Raw genomic sequence first — 15,434 nt, 5'->3', positions numbered from 1 at the left:
ATCACATGATCAATTCACGCTTCTTCAACCGCTCGGAGCTTCTCGGTTTCCTGTCGCTGCTGCTGCTGCTCGCGGTGATCCTGCCGCTGTTTCTCGATGTGTTTCGTCTCAACCTCGTCGCCAAATATCTGACCTATGCCTTCGTCGCCTTGGGCCTTGTGATGTGCTGGGGTTATGGCGGCATCCTAAGCCTCGGGCAGGGCGTGTTCTTCGGCCTCGGCGGCTACTGCATGGCGATGTTCCTGAAGCTGGAAGCCTCCAGCGTCGCCAACACTAAGATCCAGTCGACCCCCGGCATTCCGGATTTCATGGACTGGAACCAGATCACGTCGCTGCCGATGTTCTGGAAGCCGTTTCACTCGCTGACGCTGACGATCATCGCCATTCTCGTGGTGCCAACGCTACTGGCCTTCATCATCGGCGCTGCGATGTTCAAACGCCGCGTGGGCGGCGTCTATTTCGCCATCATCACCCAAGCCATCGCAGCGATCGCCACCATCCTGATCATCGGCCAGCAGGGTTACACCGGCGGCATCAACGGCATGACCGACCTGCGCACGCTGAACGGCTGGGACATCCGCACCGATCACGCCAAGGTCATTCTCTACTTCTTCGAAGTCTTCGTGCTGTTCGCCTGTATCATCACCGCGCAGTTTATCCGCCTGACCAAGCTCGGCCGCATCCTGGTGGCGATGCGCGAACAGGAGGACCGCGTCCGCTTCTCCGGCTACAGCGTCGCCAATTTCAAGATCTTCGCCTTCTGTGCCGCGGCGATGTTCGCGGCAATCGGCGGCGCCATGTTCACGCTGCAGATCGGCTTCATGTCGCCGTCCTTTGTCGGCATCGTGCCGTCCATCGAGATGGTGATCTACACGGCCGTGGGTGGCCGCATGTCCATCTTCGGTGCGGTCTACGGCACGCTACTGGTGAACTACGCAAAGACCATGCTGTCGGAATCCTTCCCCGAGCTCTGGCTGTTCGGCCTCGGCGGCTTGTTCATTGCCGTGGTGCTGTTCTTCCCCAATGGCCTGTCCGGCATCTGGCGCGATCACGTGGCGCGCCACATCGATCGCCTGATTGCCATGCGCTCGTCTAAATCCAAGAAGGCTTGGGCCATCAAATCCGCCGCCGACGGCGCGCCGGCCGAGTAAGGGGACATCATGCTCATCGGACATCAGCCCAAAGAGTTTTTGCTCGCGGTCGAAGGGCTCACCGTTTCCTTCGACGGCTTCAAGGCGGTCAACGATCTCTCCTTCTATGTGGAGGAGAATGAGATCCGCGTCATCATCGGCCCCAATGGCGCGGGCAAGACCACCGTCCTCGATCTGATCTGCGGCAAGACCAAAGCCACGTCGGGCTCGGTGCAGTTCCGTGGCACGGAGCTGACCAAGCTGAAGGAAAACCAGATCGTGCAGGCCGGCGTCGGCCGCAAATTCCAGACACCGTCGGTGTATGACGATCTCACCGTCTTCGAAAATCTGGAGATTTCCTATCCGCGTGGGCGCTCGGTGTTCGGTTCGCTGATGTTCAAGCGTGATGCGGCGGTGCGCGAACGCGTCGAGGAAGTCGCCGAGATGATCTTCCTGAAGGATCGCCTCAACATGTATGCCGATGTGCTCTCGCATGGCCAGAAGCAGTGGCTCGAGATCGGCATGCTGCTGATCCAGGATCCGGACCTGCTGATGCTCGACGAGCCAGTTGCTGGCATGAGCGTCAGCGAGCGCGTCAAGACGGCCGAACTCCTCAATACGATCATCAAGAACCGCTCGGTGCTGGTGATCGAACACGACATGAAATTCGTCGAGGACATCGCCCACAAGGTGACCGTGCTGCATCAGGGACAGATCCTGTCCGAAGGCACCATGGAGAAGGTCCAGAACGATCCCAAGGTCATCGAAGTCTATCTGGGTCATTGAGGAGATCATCATGCTCGCGATCAACGATCTCCACGTCGCTTACGGCCAGAGCGAAGTCCTGCATGGCCTGAATGTCTCAGTGCAGCCCAACGAAATCGTGGCCATCATGGGCCGCAACGGCATGGGCAAGACCACACTGATGAAATCGCTGATGGGAATCGTGCCGACCAAGTCCGGCTCGGTGACCATGGAGGGCAAGGAGCTCGGTGCGCTCAAGAGCTATGAGCGCGTCGCGCGCGGCCTCGCTTATGTCCCGCAGGGCCGCATGATCTTCTCGCACATGACGGTGAAGGAGAATATCGAGACCGGCCTTGTCGCCTCCGGTGAGAAGGAAGTGCCCGACGATCTCTACGAGCTCTTTCCGGTGCTGCTGGAAATGAAGGGCCGCCGCGGTGGCAATCTCTCCGGCGGCCAACAGCAGCAGCTTGCCATCGCCCGCGCGCTCGCCACCAAGCCGAAGGTGCTGCTGCTGGATGAACCCACCGAAGGCATCCAGCCGTCGATCATCAAGGACATGGCCCGCACGCTGAAGCACATCCGCGACACCAAGGGTCTTTCGATCATTGTCTCCGAACAGGTGCTGAGTTTCGCGCTCGATGTCGCCGACCGCGTGCTGGTGATCGAGAATGGTGAGATCGTTCGCGACGAAGCCCGCGAGGGCATCGATGCCGCGCAGATCGCCAAATACCTGTCCGTCTAATTCACCACGCGTCCAACCACCAAGACCAGTAACCGAAGGGGAGCATTGAATGCCAGATACACTGATCAAGGTCGACCTTACGCAATCGGCCTACGACAACGACATGATTCACAACCGCTGGCATTCGGACATTCCCATGGTCGCATGGGTCAATCCCGGCGATGACTTCATCGTCGAGACCTATGACTGGACTGGTGGCTTCATCAAGAACAACGATAGCGCCGATGACGTGCGCGACATCGATTTGTCGATCGTGCACTTCCTGTCCGGCCCGATCGGTGTCAAGGGCGCGGAGCCCGGTGATCTCCTCGTCGTCGACCTGCTCGATGTCGGCCCGATGAAGGATAGTCTCTGGGGCTTCAACGGCTTCTTCTCCAAGCAGAATGGCGGCGGCTTTCTCACTGATCACTTCCCGGAAGCGCAGAAGTCGATCTGGGACTTCAAGGGCATGTACACCTCGTCGCGTCACATCCCGGGCGTGAACTTCGCCGGCCTGATCCATCCCGGCCTGATCGGCTGTCTGCCCGATCCGAAACTGCTTGCCACCTGGAACGAGCGCGAGACTGCACTGATCGCGACGAACCCGACCCGCGTGCCCGGCCTTGCCAATCCGCCGTTCGGCCCGACTGCCCATATGGGTCGGCTGAAGGGCGAGGCGAAGGAGAAGGCTGCGGCCGAAGGCGCGCGCACCGTGCCGCCGCGCGAGCATGGCGGCAATTGCGACATCAAGGACCTGTCGCGCGGCTCGAAAGTCTATTTCCCGGTCTATGTCCCCGGTGGCGGTCTCTCCATGGGCGATCTGCACTTCTCGCAGGGCGACGGCGAAATCACCTTCTGCGGCGCCATCGAGATGGCCGGCTGGCTGCACATCAAGGTCGATGTCATCAAGGACGGCGTGTCGAAATACGGCATCAAGAACCCCGTGTTCAAGCCGTCGCCGATGACGCCGAACTATAATGACTTCCTGATCTTCGAAGGCATCTCTGTCGACGAGCAGGGCAAGCAGCATTATCTCGACGTGCATATCGCCTATCGTCAGGCCTGTCTGAATGCCATCGAATATCTGAAGAAGTTCGGCTATTCCGGCGCGCAGGCCTATTCGATCCTCGGCACCGCGCCGGTGCAGGGCCACATCTCCGGCGTCGTCGACGTGCCCAATGCCTGCGCCACACTGTGGCTGCCGACGCAGATCTTCGACTTCGACATCAATCCGTCGTCGGCGGGCCCGATCAAACATATCAAGGGCGACATCCAGATGCCGCTCTCGCCGGACAAGTAACGCGGTCAACTCGGCTGCGGGGTTGGCGTCACGACCCCGCAGCCCCTTTTTCTTTCGCTAACTCTCCGCCGTCATTGCGAGGAGCGAAGCGACGAAGCAATCCAGTCTTCCCTCGCTCGCGGCTTTCTGGATTGCTTCGCTTCGCTCGCACTGACGGGGAGAGGGCATTGTCTCACAATGGATCATCCCATGCCGGTCTATGAATATCTCTGCGACGATTGCGGTCCCTTCACCGACATGCGGCCGATGGCCGAATGCGATGACCCGCAGGACTGCCCGCATTGCGCGACACAGGCGCCGCGTGTGATCCTGACCGCGCCGGCGTTTTTCTGCATGCCCTCCGACAAGCGCAAGGCCCACGCCACCAACGAGCGCAGCCGCAATGCGCCGAAGACATCGGCGGAGTACAAGGCGTCGCACGGGGCCGGTTGCGGCTGCTGTTCCGGCAAGAAGCCGTCGCGGCTGGTGAAGCAGACCCGCTCGGGCGCCAAGAGCTTCCCGACAGCGCGGCCGTGGATGATCAGCCACTGACTCCTCTGAATTGATGCGCTAAAGTCCACTCCCGTGTGCCTCATTGCCGCGGGAGGCGGAGGCGCAGCATGCGACACAATCCATTCGGCCAAACCAAGCGCGACGTCTCAGTCATCGGGCAGGGCACCTGGTATATCGACCACAGTGACCGCGCTGCGGCGGTCAGGGCGCTGCAGGCCGGCCTCGATGCCGGCATGAGCCATATCGACACGGCCGAAATGTACGGTGACGCGGAACTCGTGATTGCAGAGGCCATCGCCCGCCGTCGCGACGAGGTGTTCCTGGTCTCCAAGGTGCTGCCGAGCAACGCGTCGCGGAAGGGCACCATTGCCGCCTGCGAGCGCTCGCTGAAGCGGCTGGGGACTGATCGGCTCGATTGCTACCTGCTGCACTGGCGCGGTCAGGTTCCGCTTGCCGAGACTGTCGCCGCCTTCGGAGAGTTGAAGGCGGCCGGCAAGATTGCCTCCTGGGGTGTCAGCAATTTCGATGTCGACGATCTCAACGAGCTGTCGAAACTTGCAGGTAAGGGCGCTATCGCCTGCAATCAGGTGCTCTATCATTTGCAGGAGCGCGCCATCGAACATCGCGTGATCCCGTGGTGCGAGAGCCATGGCGTCGCCGTCGTGGCCTATTCGCCGTTCGGTCATAATGATTTCCCGTCGACGCGCTCGCCGGGCGGCAAAATCCTGCAGCAGATCGCCGATGCCCATCTGGCCACGCCGCGGCAGGTGGCGCTGGCTTTCCTGATCCGTCAGCCAACGGTCTTCGCAATTCCGAAGGCGTCTTCGGCCGCCCATGCGGTGGACAACGCGGCGGCGAGTGCATTGACGCTCAGCGCGGCCGAACTGGCTGATATTGGAAAGGTATTCCCGCTCGGCCGGGAGCCTTCCAGTCTACCGATGCTGTAGGGATGCGGTAAAATCGATGCTGCGCTGCACGCTGGCCGCTGATGCATCGGCCGGCATAGGCTTTTTTGCCTGCCTGCATATCCGTGTCCTGATATCGGCAGTTGTCCCGGCCTCGTGATCGTCGTTTTGTGAGCCGTATTCGATTCGGCTCGCATGCACCGACGAGCCCGCATATTGGTCCCCGCTCGTGACAAGCCATGTTCCGCCGCCGAAGACTGCTGCCCCTGTATCGGCGCATCGCCATACCGACCGGCCGCTGCGCGGCATTCTGATGATCATTTGCTCGACGGCGTTTCTGGCGTCATCGGACGCGATGGCGAAGTATCTGTCGCGCACGGGCATGCCATCGGTGGAGATCGCCTGGATCCGCTTTCTGGTGTTCGTCGTGATCCTGCTGCCGATCGTACTGGCGCCGGCCTCGGGCAATCCGATGCGCTCGACGCGGCCGCTGCTGCAGGTATTTCGCGGGCTGGGCCTGTTGTGTTCGTCGATCTTCTTCATCATGGCGCTCGGTTATCTGCCGATCGCGGAGGCGACGGCAACCGGCTTCATCTCGCCGCTATTCGTCACCGGGCTATCGGTTCTCTTCCTCGGCGAAAAGGTCGGTCTGCGCCGCTGGACCGCCACCATCGCAGGGCTTCTGGGCGTATTGATCATCGTGCGGCCGGGCACCGCGGCGTTTCAGCCCGGTACGATCTTTCCGATCATTTCGGCGTTGGGCTGGGCGACCGCATTGGTGTTGACGCGCAAAATAAGCGGTGCAGATCGCGCCATCACCACGATGGCGTTCTCGGCGATCACCGGCTTTCTCGTGCTCAGTGTCATCGTGCCGTTCTACTGGATCGTACCGAGCTGGACGCAGATCGCGCTCGGCGTTGGTATTGGCGTCGCCGCTACTGTCGGCCACTGGATTGTCGTATTGGCCTTCCGCTATGCGGATGCATCGGTACTGGCGCCGTTCTCCTATGTGCAGCTGGTGTGGGTGACGCTGATCGGCTTCTTCCTGTTTGGCGAAGTGCCCGATGCTGTCACTTTCGCCGGTGCTGCAATCATCATCGCCAGCGGTGTCTACACCGCACATCGCGAACGCGTGCGCCGCGCGCAGGTCACCGCACCGGCGGAACCTTATCCGAGCGCCTAGTGATGAGCTGTTGATCGAGACAGGTCGTCCCCCTTGCTCGATCTTCCCCTGAGCCATGGCGCTTGCGGTGGGTACATCCGAATGTGTTGCATATCTTTCCGCAAACATGGACGATGATACCCGGCATATTTCGGGCTTTATCGCGGCTTAAGAATAACTGCTCTTCTGTGCAATTTTTCCGTGAGTTTTAAACATTCCGAACGTTGCACGCGCTATGCTTCGATATCTCGTCATATGTTGGTATCTTTATGCTACGAGTCTGGAATTGCATCGAGTTGCAGCATGACTGGCGGCAGATCCTGCTGGCGGCAGCGGTGTGTTTTCTCTCCAGCCTTGCTGCCGTCAACCTGTTCACGCGTGCGCGCACCGCATTGCCCGATACGCGCCTTGCGTGGTTGATTACCGCAGGCGCGGTCACCGGATTCGGCACATGGGCGACGCATTTCATCGCGATGCTCGCATACACGCCTGGTTTCGAACTCCACTACGACCTCATCATCACCGCCTGTTCGCTTGTCGCCTCTGCAGTGATGACCACGGCCGGCTTCGCCATCGCGCTGTTCAATCGAACCAAACGGAACGCGCTGGCCGGCGGCGCGGTGATTGGCCTCGGCATCGCCTGCATGCACTATATGGGCATGGCGTCGCTGCGCATCCCCGCCATCATCCAGTGGATGCCGGACCTCGTGACGGTGTCGGTCGTCGGCGGCATGGTGATTGCCGCCTTGGCGATCCTCGTCGCCCAGACTGCCGACCGGTCCGGCAAGCTGCTCGTTGCCGCACTGCTTCTGACGCTCGCGATCTGCGTACATCACTTCGTCGCCATGGGCGCGATCGATCTGACCTACAATGCCGCAGCCGCTGAGACCCAAAGTCTGCTGTCGCCGATCGAACTGTCGCTGGCCATTGCGGCCTTCACCGCCGCCGTGGTGATCGCGGGCCTCGTCGTTGCCGTAACAGATCAGCGCACCCGCCGCAGCATGAGCAAGCGCAATCTGCAGCTCGATGCGGCGCTCAACAATATGGAGCAGGGCCTGTGCATGTATAGCGCCGATGGTCTGCTCGAATTGTGGAACGAAAGCTACATGCGCATGTACAATATCGCGCCGGCGAAAATGTTCGCCGGCGCGACCGAGGATCAGGTGCTGGCAATTCGCGCGGCAGCTGGCACGCTGTTCGTCGATATGGATAGTTATGAGATGAAGATGCGGACGGCGCTCGCGGATCGCGTGCCGAGCAGCCAGACCGCCGAGCTGCCGGATGGACGCGCCATCAATGTGCGCTACCGGCCGATGAAGAATGGCGGCTGGGTCGCGACCCATGCCGACATCACCGACCGCAAACTCAGCGAAGCGCGGATCGTGCATCTCGCGCGGCACGATCCGATCACCGATCTGCCCAATCGTGTTGCCTTCAACGAACATCTGGCCCGCGTCTTCAAAGAGGCCTCGGCGGGACACGGCTCGTTTGCGATCGCGCGGATCGATATCGACCGTTTCAGAGAAACAAATGATGTATACGGCCAGGCCACCGGCGATGCCGTACTGGCCGAGCTGGCGAAGCGGCTGTCGCAAGCCTGCAACGGTGCATTTCTGGCACGGCCGAGTGGCGATATCTTTTCGATCGTGTCTCATCTCGGCGCGGAGCCGCAAACAGCGGAAGATCTCTGTGCGCGGTTGTCGGGCATTCTCGATAATACGTTTCAGATCGTCGGCCAGCACGTCAATGTTCGCTGTAGTATCGGCATCTCGGTCTATCCGCAGGACGGCCAGGATATCGAAGCTCTCATTGCGCATGCGGATCTGGCGCTCGATCGCGCCAAGGCCGAGGAACGCGGCACCATCCGCTTCTTCGAGGCTGCGATGGATCAGCACATCCGCGAGAAGCGACTGCTGCAACGTGATCTCGTGGTGGCGGTCGAGAACAAGCAATTCCAACTCTATTTTCAGCCGCAGGCGACCACCGAGGGCGCTGTCGTCGCCTTTGAGGTTCTGCTGCGCTGGCGGCATCCCGAGCGCGGCATCATCTCGCCCACGGTGTTCATTCCGCTGGCGGAGGAGAGCGGTCTGATAGGCGCCATCGACGAGTGGGTAGTGCGCGAGGCCTGTCGCGAGGCGGCAACCTGGGTCAATCCGCTGTCGATCGCCATTAATCTGTCGCCGGTCAATTTTCAGCGCGGCGATGTGCCCGGGATGCTCGCCGCCGTTCTGGCGGAAACCGGTCTCTGCCCGAAGCGTGTCGAGATCGAGATCACCGAAGGCGTGCTGATTGACGATTTTGCTGGTGCCATCGCGATCCTGCACGCCGTCAAGGAACTGGGCGTTCGCGTCGCCATGGACGATTTCGGCACGGGTTATTCGAGCTTGAGCTATTTGCAGGCTTTCCCCTTCGACAAGATCAAGATCGACCAGACCTTCGTGGCCAATCTCGAGGACAATCCGCAGTCCGCGGCTATTGTTCACGCTATCATCGGGCTCGGCCGCTCGTTGAAGCTCCCGGTGATCGCCGAGGGCGTCGAGACCGTCGCCCAAATGTCGTTTCTTGCCGCCGAGGGCTGTGCGGAGATCCAGGGCTTCCTGATCGGCCGCCCGCAGCCGATTGCGCATTATCAAAGTGTCGTCAGCGCCCCGAGTGGTACCGCCGCCGCGGCGAAGCGAGCCAGCTAGCTCTGGGCCCTTACACCGGCAGTGCGATCGAATACTTCACCTGGCTGAGGGCGAAGCTGGATTCGATCGAGGCGATGCCGTCGAGCCGCGTCAGCTTGTTCTTCAGGAATGCCTCATAGGATGACAGATCCGCCGCGACGACGCGCAAGAGATAGTCGCGGTTGCCGGTCATCAGATAGCATTCCAGCACTTCCTCCCATTTCGAGATCGCTTTCGCGAAACGGTTGAGATCTTCCTCCTTCTGCCGGACAAGCTTGATGGAGATGAAGACGCTGACTGGAAGCCCGATTGATTTCTGATCGACCAGCGCCATGTAGCGGGTGATGACGCCGCGCTCTTCCAGCAATTTCACCCTGCGATGGCACGGCGAGATCGAGAGCCCGACCTTCTCGGCGAGCTCCTGCATGGTGATGCGGCTGTCGATCTGCAGCGCGGCGAGAATCTTGCGGTCGATTGCGTCGAGGGCTGACATTGGGAAAATTCCATGAAATGGGAGCTGGAACCATTCATTTATACCAATATGACCGTGGTTGTCGCGATGAATTGAGAAAATCCCTTGGAGGCGCCTGCTAGAATGGCGACCTCATCACGAACCAGCGCAGCTGGCCGACGCGGGAGCCCACCATGCCGATCGATCATCATCGCCTGCAGACCCTGACCGCCTTGGCGCGCAAGGTGCTCTGGCTCTCGTCATGGACGATCCACAACGCCAATCACATCCGCCCCAATACCGACGGCCTCAAGGTCGGCGGCCATCAAGCCTCGTCGGCGTCGCTGGCGACGATCATGTCGGCGTTGTATTTCGCGGTGCTGAAGCCGGAAGACCGCGTTGCGGTGAAGCCGCATGCGAGTCCGGTGTTCCACGCCATTCAGTATCTGTTCGGCAACCAGACGCGCGAGAAGCTCGAGAACTTTCGCGGCTTCAAGGGCGCGCAGAGTTATCCGTCGCGCACCAAGGACATCGACGATGTCGATTTCTCCACCGGCTCGGTCGGCCTCGGCGTCGCGCAGACGCTGTTCTCATCGCTGGTGCAGGACTACGTCTCGGCTCACGGCTGGATGAAGGACCGCCGCGAAGGCCGCATGATCGCGCTGGTCGGCGATGCCGAGATGGACGAGGGCAATATCTTCGAAGCTTTGCTTGAAGGCTGGAAGCACGGGCTGCGCAACACCTGGTGGATCGTCGACTACAACCGCCAGAGCCTCGACGCCGTGGTGCGCGAGGGGCTGTGGGAGAAGTTCGAATCCATGTTCCGCAACTTCGGCTGGGATGTGGTGATCGTGAAGTATGGCCGGCTGATGCAGACGGCTTTTGCCGAGCCCGGCGGAGCTGCATTGAAGACCTGGATCGACAATTGTCCGAACCAGATCTATTCGGCGCTGTGCTTCCAGGGCGGTGCTGCGTTCCGCAAGCGGCTCAACGACGAGATCGGCGATCAGGGTCCGGTGTCGCGCTTGATCGAAGCGCGCAGCGACGAGGAGCTGCTGGCACTGATGTCCAATTTGGGCGGCCACGACATGGCCAGCATGGTCGAGGCTTTTGAAGCCATCGATCACGATCGTCCGGTCTGCTTCATCGCCTATACGATCAAGGGCATCGGCCTGCCGTTCCAGGGCCACAAGGACAACCATGCCGGCCTAATGACGCCGACGCAGATGGAGACCTGGCGCGCGGCGCAGAACATCCGGCCCGGCCATGAATGGGACAGATATGAGGGCCTGACGCAGGACGCTTTGATGCTCGATGCGTTCCTCAAGGATGTGCCTTTCGTGCAGCAGGGCACGCGGCGCCTGGGCGCTGACGTGATCGATGTTCCCGCGCATCTGTCGTTCAAGCCATCGCCGGAAATGTCGACGCAGCAGGGTTTCGGCCTCGTCCTGCATGAGCTGGCACGCGGCGATACCGAACTGGCGTCGCGCATCGTCACCGCGTCGCCCGATGTCACCGTGTCCACCAATCTCGGCGCCTGGGTCAATCGCCGCGGGCTGTTCGCGCGTGCCGAGAAGGCCGATCACTTCCGCAGCGAGAAGATTCCGTCCACCTTCAACTGGGACTTTTCGCCGAAGGGCCAGCATCTCGAACTCGGCATCGCCGAGGCGAACCTGTTCATCCTGATGTCAGCCTTGGGCTTGTCGAGCAGCATCAACGGCGTCCGTCTGCTGCCGGTCGCGACGCTGTACGATCCCTTCATCGAGCGTGGTCTCGATCAGCTCAACTATGCCTGTTATCAGGATGCCCGTTTCATGGTGGCGGCGACGCCGTCGGGCATCACGCTTGCGCCAGAAGGCGGTGCGCATCAGTCGATCGCGACGCCGCTGATCGGCATGGCGCAAGACGGGCTCGCATCGTTCGAGCCGGCTTTCGTCGATGAGCTCGCCGTCATCATGGGTTGGGGCTTCCAGCACATGCAGCGCGACGCGGGCACTGATGACAGCGGCCAGCGTGCCGGCGGCTCGGTCTATCTGCGGCTCTCCACGCGCACCATCGAGCAGCCGCAGCGCATGATGACGCCGGAGCTGCAGCAGGGCATCACCGATGGCGCCTACTGGTTGCGCAAGCCTGGCGCCAATTGCGATCTGGTGATTGCCTATACCGGCACGCTGGCGCCGGAGGCGATCGAGGCAACGGGATTGCTCGGCGACAGCCATCGCGACATAGGCCTGTTGGCGATCACCTCGGCGGATCGTCTCCATGCCGGCTGGACATCGGCGCGGAAAATCCGCCGCGACAGGCGCAACCCGCAGCATCTGAGCCACATCGAGAAGCTGCTGCAACCGCTGCCGCGCGATTGTGGCATCGTCACCGTGCTCGACGGCCATCCGGCGACGCTCGGATGGATCGGCAGCGTGTGCGGTCATCGCATGGAAGCGCTGGGTGTCGAACAATTCGGCCAGACCGGTACCATTGGCGATCTCTATCGCAACCACGGCATCGACGCGAATGCGATCGTCGACGCGGCGGAGGAGCTGAGCGGCGTGCCCGTGCTGCACCGGAAGATGGCGGTGTAGGTCTCTTAACCTCTCCCCGCTTGCGGGGAGAGGTCGCCGCGTCTTCGCGGCGGGTGAGGGGCATGGCACGACGTCGCCATATACTCGCAATTCGCGGATCGGAATCTGTGCGACATGCCCAGGGTGAATTGGAACGGCTATTGTGCCTCGCCCCTCATCCCACCCTTCTCCCCGCGCAGAGCGGGGAGAAGGAGCGCACGGCCGGTGCGTTTCTCAAAACGCCTTGAACGTGATGATCGTATGCGTGTCCTGGATGCCCGGGATGGTCTGCACCTTCTCGTTCACGAAATGGCCGATGTCGGTGGCGTTATCGACATAGAACTTCACCAGCAGGTCGTAGTGGCCGGCGGTGGAATAGATCTCCGAGGCGATTTCGGCTTCGGCCAGCGCGTTGGCGACGGCGTAGGACTGGCCAAGCTTGCACTTGAACTGGACAAAGAAGGGGACCATCGGGATTCTCCGGAAACGGGCGATTTTAGAGATCATCAAGCCCAAAACAGGGTGCGGCGCAAGCCGCCAGCATGTCGCCGCCTTGCTGGTTCACGACTGGCGGGGTAGGACTGGTATGGCTGCTTATCCCTTGATCTCGTGCGAGTTTTTCCGATGCCCACACCCGTTGCGCTGACCATTGCCGGTTCGGATTCCTCGGGCGGCGCCGGCATCCAGGCCGACCTCAAGACCTTCGCGGCGCTGGGCGTCTATGGCGCGTCGGTGATCGCCGCGCTGACCGCGCAGAACACCAAGGGCGTCACCGGCATCCATCAGGTGCCTGCAGAGTTCGTGAGCGAGCAGATCAATGCCGTGTTCGTCGATCTCGCGGTCGGCGCGGTGAAGATCGGCATGGTCGCGCAGCGTGACGTGATCGAGGCCATCGCTGCGGGCCTCGCGACATGGCAGCCGAAACATGTGGTGCTCGATCCCGTGATGGTGGCCACGTCAGGTGATCGCCTGCTGGCGCCGGAGGCCATCGCCGCGCTGCGCAGCACGTTGATCCCGCTTGCCGATATCATCACGCCAAACCTGCCAGAGGCGGCCGCGTTGCTGGATGAGCCAATGGCGGAGGGCGATGCGGCCATCGAGGCGCAGGGCAAGCGTCTGCTCGCGCTCGGCTGCAAGGCTGTGCTGATCAAGGGCGGCCACGGGACCGGCCCGGAGAGCACTGACTATTTTATCACCGCAGACCGCGCCATTGCATTGCCGGCAGAGCGCGTGTCCACGAAGAATACGCACGGTACCGGCTGCACGCTGTCATCAGCGATCGCGGCAGGCCTTGCCAAGGGGCAGGACATGGAAGCCGCCGTGCGTACGGCGAAAGCCTATGTCACGGCTGCGATCGCTGCGGCGGATCGTTTTACGGTCGGTCACGGCCACGGCCCGGTGCATCACTTTCATGCGTTCTATTAGGCGTATCAAGATCGGCTCAAACCAACCTCGGCGCGTTCCAATCGCGTGAGCATCGGTCCGCGCACGAGCCCGTTGCATCTCATGGCCTATGACGACGGAATGTCGTGTGCCGCTTACGAACCGTCGCGGCAGACGCTCACCATGTAGATTGTGAGTTCATTCGTGCCGATGAGGCTGTAGGGATCCTCGACCCCCTGTTCGCGGAGCCATGTCATCTGAAGGTCATAGGCCTGGCGTTCGTGGGCTGCCACACACGGAGCTTCGACGTTGTTGGCTCGTTGCACGTGATGCACGAGTTCGTGCAGCAGCGCGCTCTTCTGCCGCAAATTGACCGGTTGCCATTCGTGGGGAAGGTAGATCGCGCCTTGTTCGCGGCTGTAGAGGGCTTGAAATTCGAGCCCGCTATTTTCCGGTGCACCACTTAGCACAGCCATTTCTGCTGACGTCGCGAAATGAATTGGCGGATGAGCCGGAGGGGCGAAGCCGGTTTGGGCGATGATCCATGCGATATAGGTGGCGATCAGAGCGTTCACGTAGTGACCTCGTGCGGGTATGGCCTGCGGGGGAACTGGACGCTTCAGTTGCGTAATCGTGGCGAGGATCAGAAAAGGCCCGAGCTCAAATCCAGGCCGTAAGTGAGCGAGAGCACGAACACCAGAATTCCGGCTCCGCAGAAAAACAGAAAATGCTTGAGCACATCGGCTCCGGTGATCGATCGAATCGCGCGGGACATCGCGCTCGCGATTGCAGTCATGTCAGCCTCACGATTGTTGCCGTCCATTGATGATTGATGCCGTCTTCGCCTGCCGCGATCAGTCGCCCCAGGCTGCTATATTCACAGGGCGACTGTGCTCGGGCGCCGCCCGTGCCAGCAGCACGCCACCAATCACGTGCACAATGCCGAAGCCGATAAGGATCAGGATGATCAGGTGCGTCTCACTCAATCGCTTCACGCTTCTTTTCCTTTCATTATTCTGCGTCTGACGAACGCGCATCTTCGCGTCTGGCGCTGGAATGAGCTTGCCAAGGTTGGTTTCGATGCGGTCGGAGATGAGATGCTGGTAGCGATGAATGACGTTGATTGCCTGCCGGCGACGGGATTCATGAAGTGCGCTGACGATCATCGAAGCCCGCACAGGTGTTGGAGATGGTGCCGGAAAGTCGGTCTTCATCACTCTTTTCCTGATGCTTCACGGGATGATGCAGGTGAGCTTGCTGACCGCTCGGCCCGCCTGACACCCTTGAAATTTGCATTGAAACTTCGCTGTGCTTGCTGGCATTGGCAGCGATGCTACCGCGGCGTTGGCTTTGTTCGCCTACGGTAGCGGCAAGCTCGACATGTGGTATGTGACGAAATCATCGGAAGCGAGGTCAGGCTGATCGGCTCGGGGCCTTTGGCTCGTTGCAGCCAAAGCAATCAACAAAATCGAGCCATAGAACGCGATCACTCCAGTTCTCCATCTCGCGACGACTCGTCGTTCGTCTTCGGTTGAGAGAAAGGCATACGATCGCGCTCGTAATTGCGCGGTATTGGTCAATGCGACCTCCTGCTTGACGGCTACTTCGAAATCGAACTGAGATCAGTCGCCTCCGAAAAGGAGGGGTGAGACGGGAGGCGTGGCGTGCGAAGCCGCTCTGGCTTTCGGAGCGGCGAGGGAAGTCAGCGCCACATCAACTCCGGCGAGGATCACGGTCAGGGTAGCGACGACTGCAATGATGTGACGCGTGCGCATGACGGCTTCCGGGTGAAGTTGCTCTGCGCCGAATGCCATTCGCATCTCGTCGCATTTTGACTTGAACCCGCCGCCGTCTCACCGGCGTTAGTCAGCCGTCATCGCTGCGTTAATACTGCTCGCAAAGTTGCCAATCTGAGTTAAATG

16 protein-coding genes are annotated in these 15,434 nt (G+C 60.9%); 10 read left to right on the top strand and 6 right to left on the bottom strand.

The window, feature by feature from the left end; translation table 11 throughout:
* The first annotated feature begins 5 nt into the window (after positions 1-5).
* From urtC to HP556_RS08340, 8 genes are all read left to right on the top strand, one after another.
* Positions 6-1,151 (top strand): urea ABC transporter permease subunit UrtC, encoded by a 1,146-nt coding sequence (gene urtC / locus HP556_RS08375; RefSeq protein WP_175366595.1) that lies wholly within the window; start codon positions 6-8, stop codon positions 1,149-1,151.
* Between the two features lie 9 nt (positions 1,152-1,160).
* Entirely contained in the window at positions 1,161-1,916 is a 756-nt protein-coding gene (gene urtD, locus HP556_RS08370) for an urea ABC transporter ATP-binding protein UrtD (RefSeq protein WP_068735525.1), read from the top strand.
* A 10-nt stretch (positions 1,917-1,926) separates the two neighbouring features.
* Positions 1,927-2,616 carry an urea ABC transporter ATP-binding subunit UrtE gene (gene urtE / locus HP556_RS08365; RefSeq protein WP_175366594.1) on the top strand — a complete coding sequence of 230 codons (690 nt, stop codon included), beginning with the start codon at positions 1,927-1,929 and terminating at the stop codon, positions 2,614-2,616.
* Between the two features lie 49 nt (positions 2,617-2,665).
* The gene (gene fmdA, locus HP556_RS08360; protein ID WP_093756657.1) at positions 2,666-3,895 is read left to right on the top strand and encodes a formamidase; all 1,230 of its coding nucleotides are present in this window, start codon (positions 2,666-2,668) and stop codon (positions 3,893-3,895) included.
* 189 nt (positions 3,896-4,084) lie between these two features.
* Positions 4,085-4,426: an FmdB family zinc ribbon protein gene (locus HP556_RS08355; RefSeq protein WP_068735531.1), complete on the top strand. Its 342-nt coding sequence runs from the start codon at positions 4,085-4,087 to the stop codon at positions 4,424-4,426.
* Positions 4,427-4,494: 68 nt separating this feature from the next.
* Positions 4,495-5,334 carry an aldo/keto reductase gene (locus HP556_RS08350; protein WP_175366593.1) on the top strand — a complete coding sequence of 280 codons (840 nt, stop codon included), beginning with the start codon at positions 4,495-4,497 and terminating at the stop codon, positions 5,332-5,334.
* Between the two features lie 187 nt (positions 5,335-5,521).
* Positions 5,522-6,475, top strand: coding sequence for a DMT family transporter (locus HP556_RS08345; RefSeq protein WP_374725716.1), 954 nt, complete (start codon positions 5,522-5,524; stop codon positions 6,473-6,475).
* Between the two features lie 248 nt (positions 6,476-6,723).
* A complete protein-coding gene (locus tag HP556_RS08340; protein WP_175366592.1) occupies positions 6,724-9,141 on the top strand; it encodes a bifunctional diguanylate cyclase/phosphodiesterase in 2,418 nt (805 codons plus the stop codon).
* A 10-nt stretch (positions 9,142-9,151) separates the two neighbouring features.
* On the opposite strand, the gene HP556_RS08335 is transcribed toward HP556_RS08340, so the two are convergent.
* Entirely contained in the window at positions 9,152-9,613 is a 462-nt protein-coding gene (locus tag HP556_RS08335) for an Lrp/AsnC family transcriptional regulator (RefSeq protein ID WP_175366591.1), read from the bottom strand.
* A 152-nt stretch (positions 9,614-9,765) separates the two neighbouring features.
* Here HP556_RS08335 and HP556_RS08330 point away from each other — a divergent pair, with 152 nt between their 5' ends.
* Positions 9,766-12,150: a transketolase gene (locus HP556_RS08330; protein WP_175366590.1), complete on the top strand. Its 2,385-nt coding sequence runs from the start codon at positions 9,766-9,768 to the stop codon at positions 12,148-12,150.
* Between the two features lie 213 nt (positions 12,151-12,363).
* Here the strand turns inward: HP556_RS08330 and HP556_RS08325 are convergent, their stop codons facing one another.
* The gene (locus HP556_RS08325; RefSeq protein WP_068735543.1) at positions 12,364-12,600 is read right to left on the bottom strand and encodes an Lrp/AsnC ligand binding domain-containing protein; all 237 of its coding nucleotides are present in this window, start codon (positions 12,598-12,600) and stop codon (positions 12,364-12,366) included.
* A gap of 153 nt (positions 12,601-12,753) precedes the next feature.
* Here HP556_RS08325 and thiD point away from each other — a divergent pair, with 153 nt between their 5' ends.
* A complete protein-coding gene (gene thiD / locus HP556_RS08320) occupies positions 12,754-13,554 on the top strand; it encodes a bifunctional hydroxymethylpyrimidine kinase/phosphomethylpyrimidine kinase (RefSeq protein WP_175366589.1) in 801 nt (266 codons plus the stop codon).
* 113 nt (positions 13,555-13,667) lie between these two features.
* Here the strand turns inward: thiD and HP556_RS08315 are convergent, their stop codons facing one another.
* The 4 genes from HP556_RS08315 to HP556_RS08300 all read right to left on the bottom strand — a co-directional run bounded on the left by HP556_RS08315 (position 13,668) and on the right by HP556_RS08300 (position 15,326).
* Positions 13,668-14,087 carry a DUF6647 family protein gene (locus HP556_RS08315; RefSeq protein WP_175366588.1) on the bottom strand — a complete coding sequence of 140 codons (420 nt, stop codon included), beginning with the start codon at positions 14,085-14,087 and terminating at the stop codon, positions 13,668-13,670.
* Between the two features lie 68 nt (positions 14,088-14,155).
* A complete protein-coding gene (locus tag HP556_RS08310; protein ID WP_175366484.1) occupies positions 14,156-14,335 on the bottom strand; it encodes a hypothetical protein in 180 nt (59 codons plus the stop codon).
* A gap of 31 nt (positions 14,336-14,366) precedes the next feature.
* Complete coding sequence (locus HP556_RS08305; RefSeq protein WP_175366587.1) at positions 14,367-14,726, bottom strand: hypothetical protein; 360 nt, start codon at positions 14,724-14,726, stop codon at positions 14,367-14,369.
* Positions 14,727-15,134: 408 nt separating this feature from the next.
* Positions 15,135-15,326, bottom strand: coding sequence for a hypothetical protein (locus HP556_RS08300; protein WP_120291429.1), 192 nt, complete (start codon positions 15,324-15,326; stop codon positions 15,135-15,137).
* Between the last annotated feature and the right edge of the window lie 108 nt (positions 15,327-15,434).

It is taken from the genome of Tardiphaga robiniae (genome assembly GCF_013359755.1).
In the GTDB taxonomy this organism is placed as follows: Bacteria; Pseudomonadota; Alphaproteobacteria; order Rhizobiales; family Xanthobacteraceae; genus Tardiphaga; species Tardiphaga robiniae.
The sequence above is the reverse complement of the archived record's forward strand: the minus strand, read 5'-3'. Positions and strand labels throughout refer to the sequence as shown.